The following is a 14,165-nucleotide window of genomic DNA, read 5'->3' as shown; positions in this document are numbered from 1 at the left end:
GAAAAAGGATCATTTGGTAAATCCTTAGTGGGCTGCTATTGAACTAGGCGCCCCTAGTAATGTATCCCCTCTCACTCTTTCGAATTGTTTTCACGTGAAACAAAAAAGCCTAACCAACCAGCAGGATCGCTGTTTGATTAGGAAAGAGGCACTGCTTTATTGTTCGGTCAACCACGTGCGCGAGTGTTCGACTTCTTCATACGTTAACTGATGACTTGGGGTCCAAACGGTTGAAAGGACTGCACCCCGGGAGGTGAAGATCTCTTGGACGTAAGTACTGTCGGCTAGGGAAACGATTGGGTCGTTTCTGCCAAAACTCAGAAACACATGAGTGTCAGGCAAGGAATTCGTCGGTAAATTCTCGACTGGATACATGGCGTGGTAGAGGATCGCTTTTTTGAAGTGGTCGCTATCATTTAGTAATAAGCGAATGGCAATGTTGGCGCCATTGGAATAACCCACCAGTACCACTTGCGCTAACGAAAAGTTGTATTCTTTGGCGGCTTGCCGAATGAAATCGGCTAATTCGTCGCCGCGAAGTGCTAAGTCGGCTTCATCATACACCCCTTCAGCTAGACGTTTGAAGTAACGAGGCATGCCGTTTTCTAAAACGTTCCCGCGAATACCTAATAGTGATGCTTGGGGATCAAGGGCTTTGCCTACTTCCAGCAACGACTGTTCGTCGCCACCAGTGCCGTGGAGCAGCACCAAAACTGGTGCGTCGGCTGCTCCTTGTTGGTAGATTGCTTTCATCGAAGTTCCTCCTTTAACTTGGTCGTTTGATATCGAAAATCTCCCCAATCGTTGCGTAAGAATTTCCCGCTAGCCGGCTGACTGCTTGTAAGGCATGGGGATCGATCTTGCCGTCTTGATAGACATGCTCTGCAATCTGGTAGCCGACGACTTCCAACAATAAGAGATCGGCAGTGGTCTGCTGGTCTTTTTTGATGGGTACGTGCTGATGCAGAATCGTTTCTAAGCGTACACTGGCTTCTTTCAAGCCAGGAACGGCAATCGTTTTCGATGTCGTTGTGGTAAACCCAGAAACCGTCAACTCGCTTTGGTCTGCGGGCAATAATGCCGCGGTTTTATTGGCCTCTTGGACATTTGTTTGATCCAAAATATGCACGACGGCTTCTTTCGTCGCCAACAGATTGCGGGCGGTGTCTTTCAGTTCCCCCTCTTTGCGCTGGATAGCCAACGAGAGGATCACGGGTTCTGAGCTGACGATGTTAAAAAAACTGAATGGGGCGATGTTGACGATACCATCGGCTGATTGCGTACTGACCACTGCCACTGGCCGTGGAATGATGGAGCCAATCAGTAGCTTATAATTTTCTCGTTGGGTCAAATCCTTGGGATCTAAATAGTGCATACAGCGTCTCCTTTTTTCTAAACCGATAAGTCTGGCAAGCGATCCTCGATCTCTGCACGCCGGCTTTCAAATTGGGCTGGCAGCATCAACTGCTGTCCTAACGTTTCTAATGGTTCATCAACTAAAAAGCCTGGGGTTTCTGTTGCGATCTCAAAGACGATGTTGCCCCGCTCTTGGAAATAGACGGCTTTGAAATAATTGCGGTCTTTGATTTCAGTGACTCCGTATCTTTGATCGTAGAAGTACTCTTGCCACTCTTTTTGCACTGCTTCCGTTGGCACAGACCACGCGATGTGATGGACGGTGCCAACACCCCAGCGCCCTGCTGGCAGTGCTTCATGGGGCACGACGATCTCATGAGCGAGGGTGCCTGCGGTATGAAGATGGGTGCTTTTCTCTGTTTTGTTAAAAATGTTCAGTCCTAGATCATCTGCCAGCGTTTGAATGGTCGCTTCTGGTTGTGCCGAAAGCAAGACGGCCCCATGAAAGCCTACAATCGCTGGTGTTTCCGCCGATTCTTCGGCTTCGACTAGCGCCAAAGACAGGTCATGCTGATCATGAAGTTCTAAAGTTGGCCGGTCAAACAATGTACTTTCTTGGACAGTTACTTGATGTTTCGCCAGATGTTCTTGCCAATAGGCACTGCTGTCTTTTGGAATGCGAAACGCGATCGTGCCGACTTGTCCGCTTCCTACTCGCCCAGGATGGGCCTTTGCCCAAGGGAAGAAGGTGATGATGGTCCCATTTTCTAACGCTTGATTGCTGTAATAAAGATGATACGTGTAGGGATCATCAAAATTGACGGTTTGTTTTACGAGGCGCAACCCCAACACGTCACGGTAAAAGACAACGTTCGTTTGGGGATCGCCTACGATGGCTGAAATATGGTGGATCTGTTGAATGGGTTGCATACTATGTGCCTCCTTAGGCGCGTTTTGTATTGAAGGGTTTGATGACTCCTTCGATGTATTCACGGCGATTTTCTAAAAATGGTGCCAATGATAAGGATTCACCCAATGTTTCGTATGGCTCATCCCCCATAAACCCTGGTTCATCTGTCGCTAGTTCAAAAAGAATATGGCCGATGCGCACATACAACGATTCAAAATAGTAACGATCGACATAGCCAGAGTTGGCCAATCCCAAGTTATCAAAGACTTCTTGCCAGACTGCTAACGAATCGTGATGGGCTAAGCGAAAAGCCACATGATGCACTTCGCCGTCCCCTTGTTGTGCTTGTGGGCTCGTGGTGTCTTCCACTAAAACGATTTGGGCGCCATTGCCGCCTTCACCGACTTCTAGCAAATAGCGATTGTCTACTTGATCAATGGTTTTGAAATCAAAGACGGATTCCAGCAGCCCTTTGAAATCTGCCAAATAAGAAACAGACATTTCAACAGGACCTAAGCCATAAATCGCAAACTCAGTAGGAACCGGTCCTTTTTTCCAAGGGATACCAGCTTTCACGCCAGTATTGTGTTCATCAGAGATCAGTTGATAGGCTTGCGTATCAAAATCCCAAAAGCGCAACACTTTTTTCCCAAATTCGGTGGTGATTGCCTCGTGTTTTACCTCAAATTCATCAAAGCGTGCGGCATAATAATCAAGGGCTGCATCACTGGATACTCGAAAACTGGTGCGGGTGATCGAATTGGTTCCTTTGCTACCACGAGCGGTATTGGGAAAATCAAAGAACGTCATGGTCGTTCCCGGTGTCCCTAAATCATCCGCAAAGTAAGTATGATACGTATAAATGTCATCTTGATTGACGGTTTTTTTCACTAAACGCATCCCTAACACATCTGTAAAGAAATGGTAATTCCGTTCCACATCACTTGTCATAGCCGTCACATGGTGTACCCCTAATAATTGGTCTTGTTTTCTCATTTTCTTTTCCTCATTTCTGATCGTAAGTTATTTTTCGTAAAATTGTTTTTAATTGTTGCAATTCTTCACTGCTGAGTTCGGAAAAACTCGCCGCAATCTTTTGTGCATGACTGGGAAAAATTTTCTCCATCAACGCCCTGCCTGCTTCCGTAATACTGACGTATGTTACCCGTTGATCTTCTTGGCTAGGTTCCCGTTGCACGCAGCCTTTTTTGACTAATTGATCGACCACGTAGGTTGTGGAGCTGCTGGCGATCAAGATTTTTTCCTTGATGGCTTGCGTCGTATGGGTGCCTTTATGGTAAAGCAATTCCAGTACGGAAAACTCTGTGATATTTAAGCCATAACAACGGACATCTTTTTTTGCCACTTGTTCCAAACGACTCGCCGTACGCAGCAAACCGATGTATGCTTTGAGCGCTTCTTCTTGATGCGCCATTTTCCTCACCTCTTTATTTCGAATTCGAGATAATCATAACTTACTTTTTGTAAGTTGTAAAAGGATATGCTTTGGTTATTTAAGAAAATCATTCAATGCTTATTTTTGTAGAGATAAAGAACACTTAGACACTAACGACGGTCCCGCCTTTTCTCTATGAACCCGCCAAATCTAAAAAAAAAGCGGAACTTATGAAAAGTTCCATAAGTTCCGCTAAATATATATTTTAATTAAAAGGATTCGATCCATTCCATGTACCGATCAATGAAGCGCTGATTCCGACGCATACTTGTCCTTTTTAGATCATTGTGGTCGGCTGCACCTGCTTTTCCAAAGCCAGCAGCCACTTTTTGCGTTCGATCCCGCCACCATAGCCGCCGATACTGCCATCGCTATTGATGACGCGGTGGCATGGAACGATCAACGCCAATTGATTTTTTCCGTTGGCATTGGCAACAGCTCGGGTGGCTTTTTCATTGCCGATTCGCTGTGCCAATTGTTTGTAAGAGTATGTTTCTCCGATCTTCATCGCCAACAGCTGCTGCCAGACGGCTTTTTGAAAATCAGAGCCGATCAATGCGATGGGTACCGTGAAGACAGTTCGATTCCCTGCAAAATATTCCGTCAGTTCTTGTTTGAGTTGCTGAATGATTGCTGTTTGCTGGGGAATGATCACTGCATTCAAACGGCTTCTCAAAACAGCAATCTCCGTTTCTAGTCCTCTGCGATCCACGAATTCTAACAAGTAAAGCTGCTGCTGGTCGCTGATCGCCAACATCGACCCCAGCTTGGTCTCAAGCCAAGCAGAAGAAAGAATCGTTTTTTCGCGGCTGTTGGAAGGCAACTCCCCCATAATCCGAGAAAACGCATCTCGAAAGCCGTTGCCAGAATCGAAACCGGCTTCTAATTGCGCTTGGATCAGCGGTTCTCCTTCACGAATCTGCTTAAACGCTAATCCTAAGCGGCGTGCACGGGAGTATTCGATAAAGGTCATGCCAAAATATTTTTTGAATTGTCGTCGTGCGGTATTGGGATGGATCGCTAGTGCTTCAAAATCTTTGTCGGTCCACTTTTTCTCTGGGTTACTCTCCACGGCTTCCACCAGGCTTTTCACGTCAGGGGATAAGTGGCTAGGCGAGCTGAGCGGGCGACATCGTTTGCAGGGACGATACGCCGCCAGCAGCGCTTCTTGTGCCGTCTGAAAAAACTCGCAATTTTTTTTGAGCGGTTTTTTCGCTGGGCAGGTGGGACGGCAAAAGACGCCGGTGGTTTTTACCCCAACATAAAAAATCCCTTCATATTGGGAATTTTTTTCAATCAGCATGTCGTAATAGTGGTCCCGTTGTCGGCTATCTTCAATCATCTTGCGCATCCCTCCCTCTTTTCTACACTTACAAAAATACTTCGTGCCTGTCCAAACACACGATCAACCAATGCAGCAGTCTGCAATGGCAGTTCGAAAATTTGCCCACATCCTTCTGATGACATACGATCACCCTTTCCTCTGAATGACCTTAGTGTACAAAAAATGGACTTGGCACATCCCATAAAAATTAACACCAATTTTTTAAAAAGGATCGAAGGCAGTTGCCCTCCGATCCTTTTGATTTCCAGTTTGCCTATTTTTCAGCGAATCTTAAAGCGGCACCTACAGGAACCTAGACCGTCGCCTTCTGCTTGACTTGCAGGGCACTTTTTTTCCGCAAGACTCGCTCCAAACGGGGGCGATTGTAGCGTTGGATCATGATAAATGGGCAGTTAGCCAATAACGCATAGACGATCATCACCCAGCCCGCCCACGCAGGATTCCAGAGGAAAAAGAACGGTGCTGGAACCATCAGCAGCCAATGGGTCAGCTCTGCTCGGCGTGTCTCGATGACGAATTTTTCCAGATAGTCCTTTTGCTGTTGAGCCAAGCGGGATTTGTCAAAGCCTTTTTTGGCAATCACAGTGCCGTCGGGCAATTTGTCTTTCCACTGACGAATACGAAACACCTCCGCCCAGATCCTACCGCCTTTTTCAAAGGCAAGAGAACGGAACCAGTTGGCATGACGTTCAAAAAAGGCATCACTGACTTTGCGCAAGCCAAAGGAGATGCCTAGATGAAACAGCAGCCAAGCCAAGCTGTCTGTAATGAGCAAGAGCAGTGGAGATAAGGTGATCAGCGGCATGTGCATCGCCTCCTATAAATTGATTTTGCGTCCTTTCCAGGTCACGGATTTCAACAAATGGATTTGGATCCACGACCAACCAAATAAGCCTAGGAAAAAAAGAAAGTAACATGGGAAAAAAAGCAGCAGGATTCGGTTGAAGTTGCCGACACGGCGGGCAAAGCACAGAGTTTGTCCAAAATAAGCAGCATAAAAAAGCAGTCCTAGCCAAAGCGGTTCCATCAGAAATGGTGCCGCCAGTACCCCAATGCCGCCGCTGATCCACAAGATGACGCCCGCCATAATCAAAGGGTGAGTGGATTGCGAAGCAGTGGCAAAGTCCTTCGTCCAGCCTTGAACAAGTTGACGAACACCCGCTGGATACATCCGAAAGGCCACCAAGTCTTTTCCACCATACAAGGCGATCGGCAAGCGTTTTTTCTTAAAGCGTCTCGCTAATGCTAGATCATCTAAGATTCCTTGTGGCATGTCCTGATGTCCATTGGCTTGAAGGTACGCAGTTTTGCTGCACAAAATACACGGACCAAAGGCGCCGCCAGCTGAGAGTTTTTCGCCTACGATAGAAAAGCGGTTCAACCCGACAGGTAAGACGACATTAAAGACGGCAGACAGTTGTTCATACAGGCGCTTCGTTTGATGATAGGGCTGCACCGAGAGCAGTCCTTGTCCCGATCGCTCCTCATACGCAGCGAAAAGACGCTCTAAGCCATCTTCTGCTAGAAAGAAGGTATCGGCATCCAAAAATAATAGATACTTGCCCACTGCTTGTGAGGCGCCTAACCAACAAGCCGCTGCTTTCCCAGCAGAATCAGCAGTGGTTTGCAAGACCCTCGCACCGAAGCCCTTAGCACAGGCGATCGTCTCGTCTTCCGATCCGTCATCAACCACCAAAATCTCCACAGGATGAAGGGTTTGCTGCTGCAAGGACGCCAACAATTGCGGCAAATTTTCTGCTTCATTGCGGGCGGGGATGATGATCGACAGTTCTCCCCTCTCCGTCAAGTCTTTGGATGCGGCTGTCTCCTTGCGGGTGGGTATCGTCGGCAGGCGGAAAAAAATCAGCCAGCCTGCCAGCCAAGCAGCGCAAATACCAGCGAGCAGCAGGTACACAGTCATCATCCTTTCTTGTCTTAGTGTTCTCTTTTGGTGATCATCTCACTGACTTGCTGGCCACTGAGGGTCACCATCGGCATGCCGGCACCGGGATTGACCGTACCGCCAACGAAGTATAGATTGTCGTAGCGTTCGCTGTGTTTCGGGTGTTTAAAGCCATGATTTTTCTTGCGATTAGAGACCGTGCCGTAGATGGCGCCACGATGTGACAAATAATTCTTTTGGATGTCTTCGGGTGTCCAGCGGTCTTCATACACGATGTGCTTACGTAGATCCGTTAAACCCATGTTTTCCAGCTTGATCAAGATCCGTTCACGAAAAGCATCGTATTCCGCTTCCGTAAAGGGCTTATCCTGCAAATAAGGGATATGAGGCAAGATTTTGATGTTCTCATGCCCTGCCACTGTTTGCGAAGGATCGGTTTTGTTGGCATTGACCAAATAGATCGTTGGGTCTTCTGGCAGCTGATGCTGATGGAAATTTTGATCAAAGTTTTCTTTTGAGGCATTTGAAAAGAAAAAGTTGTGATGGGCCAATTGCGGATAGGAGGTTTTGACCCCTAAGTGCAAGACAAAACCAGAACTTGCTGGTTCAAATTTTTCTTCCAGTTTTTGAGTAAAGGTCGGTGCTTCTTCTAACAGCTCTTCATAGGCCGGGATCACTTCCATGTTGGAAACAAAATAGTCGGCTTCGATCAGCGTACCATCATCCAAACGAGCGGCACGGATCTGTTCCTGTTCAACGATCAATTTTTCCACTTTGTGTCCCGTGTGGAAGGTCACACCGATCTCTTTTGCTAAGCGAACGATGCCTTCGGCTAAACGGTGCATCCCGCCTGGCACGTACCAGACACCTTGGGCATGCTGCATATAGATCATCATGTTCAAGACGGCTGGGGCGTCATAAGGAGATGAGCCGACATACTTGATAAAATAGCTCAGCATGTCTTGCAGCTGCGGATTGCTGACACGTTTTTGAATGGCATCATGCATCGAAGAGAAATAATCAAAGCCTTTCAGCGCTTTGATCACGCCATGATACTTCAAGATTTCTTTCGTGGTATCTAAGCCTTTCTCAAAATAGCCTTTTTCTGTGATTTCATAAATCTTTTGCGCATAGTCCAAAAAGTCTTGGTACTCGGCCATGTCTTTTTCCGACAAGTGCGGGTTTTCCTTTGCCATACGTGCAAGATCGCCATAGAGATCGATCTTGGTGCCGTCAGGAAAAAAGGAGCGCCATTCCAATGGCAATCGGCGAATCGCAACATAATCCGCCATATCGCGGTTGCTACCAGTAAATAATTTTTCGAAAATCTGTGGCATCGTCAAAATCGATGGACCTAAGTCAAAGCCGAAGCCGTTTGTTTCCAGTCGGTTCAACTTGCCGCCTAAGTGGTGATTTTTTTCATATAATGATACATCAAAGCCATTTTGGGCTAATGAGACCGCCGCTGATAGACCACCAAGTCCGCCGCCGATCACTACAACTGTTTTTTTCTCTTTCATTGAATTGCTCCTCGTTTGCTTTAATGAACGTCCCTATTTAGCCAAACCTTCTCGTCAAAACAGACGGTTGCGTCTCACTGCAACTGCGTGTCTTGGCACTGTTTTGGCATTGGTAGCTTGAATCAAAGGATCGTTTTTCTAGATAATTCTATAGTATCACACCTTTGAAAAAATGACGGGGATGAGCCTATCGGTCAATTGATACTGCTTTGTCCTCGTCCATGATTTCAGCAAATGAAAAAACAACCTGCAGGCAAAGAATGGAAACCCAGCAATTTCGCCCAATTCGGAAATATTCTTTTTATAACAACAATTATCAGAATATTTGAACATTTTTGACGTTAATACCAGCGAAAAACAAATCTTCGTATGGTTACGAAAAAACGCGTTTGAGCCAATTTGGAATATCCTGTACATTGAATGTAGCGAAAGTCCTTCCCCCAATCATTTTAAAAAAACAAACGGACCTTCTCAGTAAGACATTGCTTAACAGTGACTGTTTTTGATAATGACACGTATTGTCGCTTTTTCCTAACACTTATAAGGAGTATTGATATGAACTTAAAAACGATCCAATCAGCCGAAGAATATTTAAACTTTTTTGACGAAGAATTTATCCACTCGCCCTGTTCTTATACTCATCCGAAAATCTTTAATTTTTATCTCTCTTTGCGCCAACGATTTTTGGCGATCTATGAACAAGAAGAGGGTACTTTTTTCGAAAAAATGTCGTTGCTACTAGATATCGACGCACAGCTGCAAATACTAAAAGAACTTTATGTTTTAAAAATTTCTTCTTTAAATGAGTATACGGAAGAAGAGATCATTCAGCTGACGGTCAAAGACAAAACCTGTTTCTATCGGGAATTGACCGGTCTTCAGCTAAACCAAAAGGCGCCTTGGAGTTTGATTTACTTAAGTGAAGCCCAATGAGTTCGCCCACATCGATCGATTGAATTGAAAACCGCTGGTTCCAAAGGCTTGCATCCGTACCTGATGCACTCCCCACTTCCCCTCCCCACACTCCTGCACAGCTTCGGAGAGTCAAGCCATTAAAAAAGAAAGCATCTTTCCTTTTCACTGTTTAAGCGGTGAAGGAAAAATGCTTTCTTTTCATGTAAAAGGCCCTTTCTAGCAGCTCTTTAGGTCAAAACATAATGGGAAACTAGAAGAGGTCTTTTAAGGCAAATTGGCGGGTGACGTTAGGATTGATCCGTTCAAGCAATCGATTCCAGTCAGAAGAAGAAGGAATCGTTTTGAAGACGATGCATTCAACGATATCTCGAAATTCGGTCGCATGCTCGGCATAGTTTGTCACTAGCAGATCGATGGTGTTTTGTTCCAAATACTGAGCATTGACTTCCCCTGAGTCAGGATAAAAGACTTGATGGGATCGGCTAAAATAGCGGTTAGACCAGCCTTCAATGTACTGAACGATATTGTTATTTCCTTCGAAGATAAAGGCGATATTTTTTCGGGGAAACCAATGACGTTCTCGAACAGACTCGATATAAATCACTAAGTTTGCACAAAAATCCGTCAGATACTCCTCAGAATAAAGGTTGTGGTACTCGCGACTATTTTCTAAAAACTCTCGGTAAGCAGCAAACTCCTTAGGAAAGGTTTTCTTAATAAACGCATTCACATCATAGATATTGCGATTGGCAGACGTGGATAAGCACTCCTTCAATTTAGCAGAGGTAAAAAAGGATTCAATCAGAATCTGATCCTCTTTGGGTTTTTTCGACGATACCTTCAACATCTGATAAAAATCGTTGGTCAACGTGCGGATCTCTGTCCAATGATTATACGAAAGACAAAACTTTTGTTCGACGATCACATTTTGCAGTTTTTTCTTTGTGATAATACTAACAAATAAGAAGATAAGTTCATCGTTCGTCAATCGACATTGAAAGTACTTTTCAATGACCCCATTGATTCGTTGAAAATGCATCAGCTGAATACTGTGTCGCAAGGCGTGGTACAATTCGGCGTTGATTTGCACAGTCTTACCTTGCATAAATCGCTCAAGCGAAATATAGAGCAGATACGTGTATTGTGAAAACGAAACGGTGTGGTAACTATTTTTGTCAAACATCCTGCCGATTTCCGTTACTGCCTGCTGGACCGCAGCTGGCGGAAATACAGTGTGGGGGGTGCTGTCCGTTTCATAAAAAAAGGTACAGAAGAAATTGCGGATATCTGCTTCTTCCCCAACGATATTCACAGGATCTAATGCTAGCTGGAGATCAAAACGTGCCAGTTGTTCATGAATGCGCTGCAAGTACTTCGATAAGGTACTCTTGGATAAAAACAAGCAGTCCGCCCACTCATCGATCGTCTTTAACTCTCCAATAAAAATATTTTCCAATAAAATAAAGAGCGGTTCATTCGATAAAAGCGAGGCTTTTTTCTTTTCATACTGTGAATAATCAAATAGTTCAAACGAATAGCCTTGATTGGTGGAAGTGATCAGGATCAGCCCACAGAAATACTCGTTGATCTGACTGATGTCTTTGCCAATCGTCCTTGTGGTACTAGTTGTTACTTCAGCCAATTGACTGGCACTGCAAATTTCATTTTTTTCAAATTCACTTAGAATCTGCAACCATCGGACGGTCGATTTGCTGGTGACAAAACTCAATTGAAAATTTTTCAAACATAAGCTCCTTACTAAAAAATTTCTTTTTGCGGCTAAATTACGCATGAAAGGCGCCTAAGCAGTCTCATTATATCGGTTTTCATCCTACATAAAAAATCGGTTTTTTCATAGCCTGATGAAAAAAAGCGTTGTTTCCAGACTACTGTTGTATAACAATTATTTTATCGGCTATTGAAAATAGTGCAAGGATTTCGCTTTTGCTTTCATCAGATTCTTCTTAAGGAACAAGAAAATTCTTTGTATCATTTGCTTCATTTTGAAAAAAACTGCTATGTTGAAAATCACCTATGTTTTCTTTATTTGTCTAAACGTGTCTGACATGATGTTTAAAAGCTGCTCATATTGAGATTCTTGACTTGTTTTTTTCACTTGTACGTTAAAGTCCTGTTCAATAAATTGTTTGGGTATCAACTGATCCATTTCTATTTTTGAAAGCCGCTCAGTACACTCCGCTAGCAGTTGGTAATCCTTTGCGAGTGTTTGCGGCAGCTTGTATGTTTGAGTAAAAAAAGAATAGCGTGCAGTCTGTTGAATCGTTAGTGCCACCTGTTTTTGAATCAAATAGTACAATTTTTCTAATTGCGTATCCGTGACGGATCGTTCATCATTTCGTTCAAATAATTGACAGTAATAGTCTAAAAATTCACTATTAGCCATGACTGTCTCAAAATCCGTTTTATTTATTCTCATAAAATGTTCCCCTCTTTTTCTATTTTATGCATCACTGTTTACGACGTTCTTTTCGTTTGTCAGAAAAAAGAGCAGCTCATTTATCTCTTCTACTTTTTTATGGTTAATCATTTCTTGTTAGTTCTTTTCAACGATCAATACTGATAGAAAAAGGATTAGACTTATAATTGATGCACTTCCTGATTATTCGCTCCCCTACTTCGTTAGCAAGTTTTTATTCGTAGGTGTAACAACTGTAACGATTTTGCTTCTCCGCTCGTCACCAAGAGCATGCGAATCTACCATTTGTGCTGCTTGCTGACCGATCTGCTCGCGCCAGTTTATGGATTAGCAACGGTTACGGTTATGTGAAAATTATAAAGAATCTATGCACGATTTTTTTAAACATTTTTTCGGTTTTCCTGAAAAAAAAATTAAAATCGTTGCTCTCGAAAAAATGACTAGAAAAAAACAAAAAAAAGAAAGCATCTCTGATACTCTCTTTTTTGACTATTCTTATTTTGTTAAAAAAGCGATTGGATCGACCAATTGCGCTTGGCTCAAGCTAGGCGATGCACTGACTTCAAAGTGCAGGTGTGCGCCTGTGCTATTGCCCGTACTACCCATGAGGGCAATCGTTTCTCCTTGTTCCACTTGTTGACCAACCTTCACAAGGTTCTGTTGATTGTGGGCATAGAGTGTCGTCATCCCGTCCTCATGGAGAATCGCTACATAATTCCCCCAAGAAGGATGAACCTCTGAACGAATGACCGTTCCAGATTGACTCGCCAGGATTGGGATCCCAAACGCTGCGGCAAAGTCAACGCCCCGATGAAAGCTTCCCCAACGTGGGCCAAAAGTAGAAGTGACAACGGCTTTTTCAACAGGAAAAAGATACGTCTCACTTGCGGTCACATCAGGTTTTTTCTGATCATAACGGGTCAACGCATAGGCTTCGATCAAAGCTGTCAGTTTTTGATCATACGTCGTATCTGTGGCATACCGACCAGTCAAATAACGGGCAGCCTCTTGATAAGAAGCCGCTTCTGATTTCCATACGCCTTTATAAAAATCAGTCTGCTGCCCGACCCCTTCTTTCAACAAGCGAGCATAGTCCATCAATGACTCTTTGTAGCCAGTATATTGGCGGAACGTTGCCGTGATCGTATAGTGATTTCCCGTACCATCATCTTCTTGTGTCCGAAAAGCGACACCCTGTCCTTGATAGGTTCCTTTGATACCAAAGAGATTGAAGTACGGCGCCTGACTCAGTCTGCTTTGCCCGCCACCTGACTCTAAAATAGCCTGTGCAATCATGACAGAAGCGTACAAATCATTTTTCAAGCCGATTTCTCGGGCATCTTCACCAATTTCTTGGATAAAATCCCACACTTCTTTTACTGGTGTGACCGTCAAGGTCGTTTCGCTGCCTTGCTGCGGTGTCGGATCGGATTGACTTGGCGCGCTTGGTGCTTGGGTACTTGGTGGCATGATCGGTGACACAGCCGCAGGTGTTTCTTGACTTGCTTCACTGTTTGCTTCTGGTGTCGGTTTTGTTTCTACAGGTTTTGACGGTTGGGGCTTCTCTGGCTGCGTCTCAGGTTTGGGCGCTTCAGGCTGTGTTGGTTTTTCTGGTTTCGGTGCTGGCGTTGGTTCTTCTGGCTGAGAAGGCTCTGGCTTACTCGGTAGCTCTGGTTCTGGTTCTGGTTCTGGCTCTGGGGTCGGTTGGGGAACTGGGGTCGGTTCTTCGGTTTGCTCTGTTCCCTCCGCCGCTGTCTCAGATCCTTCTGGTACACTTTCTACAGGTACCGATCCTTGCTCAGAATCGGGCACTTGTCCTTCCACTGCTGGAGCGGTTTCTTCGATCGTCCCTGCTGTGCTGCTGTCACTTGCTTGTGCAGCTGTTTCTGATGTTTGGGTAACGGTCGTACTTTCTGATGCAACAACCGCAGCTGAAACTGGCACACCAGCTAAAAGTTGTCCGCAAACCAAAAGAAGCGCTACCCCTTTTTGCGAATGCTTCATAGGCGAAATCCTTTCTCTTTCTTTTTCCTCTTAACAACCTCTATTGAAAAAACATCTTGCCATCCAATTAGTAAATAAATATCAATTCTCTTTTATTATACTACGCTTCGTTTTTTCGACTCAAGCAAATAACTCCCGCCCTAGCGAAAGAGAACGAGCTTTTGGAGAATGGGTCTACTGGTAAAAGATCACGTTTTGCATCCAACGCATTGTCGATCCTCGGCTTCAGTAGTTTTTTTCTGTTGCCTAAGATCCTCTGGCGTCATCAGAAAAAAACACTGCTGTTCATATAGGCGGCTGCCCGTTGAACAACAGTGTT

13 protein-coding genes are annotated in these 14,165 nt (G+C 44.7%); 1 reads left to right on the top strand and 12 read right to left on the bottom strand.

What is annotated here, in order from left to right; genetic code table 11:
- Positions 1-156: 156 nt before the first annotated feature.
- The 9 genes from Q1X33_RS05095 to Q1X33_RS05055 all read right to left on the bottom strand — a co-directional run bounded on the left by Q1X33_RS05095 (position 157) and on the right by Q1X33_RS05055 (position 8,490).
- Positions 157-753 (bottom strand): alpha/beta hydrolase, encoded by a 597-nt coding sequence (locus tag Q1X33_RS05095; RefSeq protein WP_005226754.1) that lies wholly within the window; start codon positions 751-753, stop codon positions 157-159.
- A 13-nt stretch (positions 754-766) separates the two neighbouring features.
- Positions 767-1,375: a flavin reductase family protein gene (locus tag Q1X33_RS05090; protein ID WP_005226749.1), complete on the bottom strand. Its 609-nt coding sequence runs from the start codon at positions 1,373-1,375 to the stop codon at positions 767-769.
- 17 nt (positions 1,376-1,392) lie between these two features.
- On the bottom strand, positions 1,393-2,286 hold the full coding sequence (locus Q1X33_RS05085; RefSeq protein ID WP_005226739.1) for a VOC family protein: 894 nt from the start codon (positions 2,284-2,286) through the stop codon (positions 1,393-1,395).
- A gap of 13 nt (positions 2,287-2,299) precedes the next feature.
- Entirely contained in the window at positions 2,300-3,262 is a 963-nt protein-coding gene (locus Q1X33_RS05080; RefSeq protein ID WP_005226737.1) for a ring-cleaving dioxygenase, read from the bottom strand.
- A 10-nt stretch (positions 3,263-3,272) separates the two neighbouring features.
- Positions 3,273-3,701, bottom strand: a complete 429-nt coding sequence (locus Q1X33_RS05075; protein ID WP_010748593.1) for a MarR family winged helix-turn-helix transcriptional regulator — start codon at positions 3,699-3,701, stop codon at positions 3,273-3,275.
- A 298-nt stretch (positions 3,702-3,999) separates the two neighbouring features.
- Positions 4,000-5,064 (bottom strand): bifunctional transcriptional activator/DNA repair enzyme AdaA, encoded by a 1,065-nt coding sequence (locus Q1X33_RS05070; protein ID WP_005226733.1) that lies wholly within the window; start codon positions 5,062-5,064, stop codon positions 4,000-4,002.
- 295 nt (positions 5,065-5,359) lie between these two features.
- Positions 5,360-5,872: a glycosyl-4,4'-diaponeurosporenoate acyltransferase gene (locus tag Q1X33_RS05065; protein WP_241761022.1), complete on the bottom strand. Its 513-nt coding sequence runs from the start codon at positions 5,870-5,872 to the stop codon at positions 5,360-5,362.
- Between the two features lie 12 nt (positions 5,873-5,884).
- Positions 5,885-6,991 carry a glycosyltransferase gene (locus tag Q1X33_RS05060; protein ID WP_309420041.1) on the bottom strand — a complete coding sequence of 369 codons (1,107 nt, stop codon included), beginning with the start codon at positions 6,989-6,991 and terminating at the stop codon, positions 5,885-5,887.
- A gap of 11 nt (positions 6,992-7,002) precedes the next feature.
- Positions 7,003-8,490 (bottom strand): NAD(P)/FAD-dependent oxidoreductase, encoded by a 1,488-nt coding sequence (locus Q1X33_RS05055; protein WP_005226730.1) that lies wholly within the window; start codon positions 8,488-8,490, stop codon positions 7,003-7,005.
- A gap of 555 nt (positions 8,491-9,045) precedes the next feature.
- Here Q1X33_RS05055 and Q1X33_RS05050 point away from each other — a divergent pair.
- On the top strand, positions 9,046-9,423 hold the full coding sequence (locus Q1X33_RS05050; RefSeq protein WP_034868894.1) for a hypothetical protein: 378 nt from the start codon (positions 9,046-9,048) through the stop codon (positions 9,421-9,423).
- A 232-nt stretch (positions 9,424-9,655) separates the two neighbouring features.
- Here Q1X33_RS05050 and Q1X33_RS05045 read toward each other — a convergent pair whose 3' ends face one another.
- The 3 genes from Q1X33_RS05045 to Q1X33_RS05035 form a co-directional block, all read right to left on the bottom strand.
- The gene (locus Q1X33_RS05045) at positions 9,656-11,197 is read right to left on the bottom strand and encodes a helix-turn-helix domain-containing protein (protein ID WP_034868897.1); all 1,542 of its coding nucleotides are present in this window, start codon (positions 11,195-11,197) and stop codon (positions 9,656-9,658) included.
- A 240-nt stretch (positions 11,198-11,437) separates the two neighbouring features.
- Positions 11,438-11,842: a hypothetical protein gene (locus Q1X33_RS05040; RefSeq protein WP_005226727.1), complete on the bottom strand. Its 405-nt coding sequence runs from the start codon at positions 11,840-11,842 to the stop codon at positions 11,438-11,440.
- Positions 11,843-12,337: 495 nt separating this feature from the next.
- On the bottom strand, positions 12,338-13,846 hold the full coding sequence (locus Q1X33_RS05035; RefSeq protein WP_034868900.1) for a glucosaminidase domain-containing protein: 1,509 nt from the start codon (positions 13,844-13,846) through the stop codon (positions 12,338-12,340).
- Between the last annotated feature and the right edge of the window lie 319 nt (positions 13,847-14,165).

The organism is Enterococcus sp. B2E4 (assembly GCF_030499455.1).
GTDB classification, from domain to species: domain Bacteria; phylum Bacillota; class Bacilli; order Lactobacillales; family Enterococcaceae; genus Enterococcus_D; species Enterococcus_D casseliflavus.
Note: the sequence above shows the minus strand (reverse complement) of the source record. Positions and strands in the feature narration are given on the sequence as shown.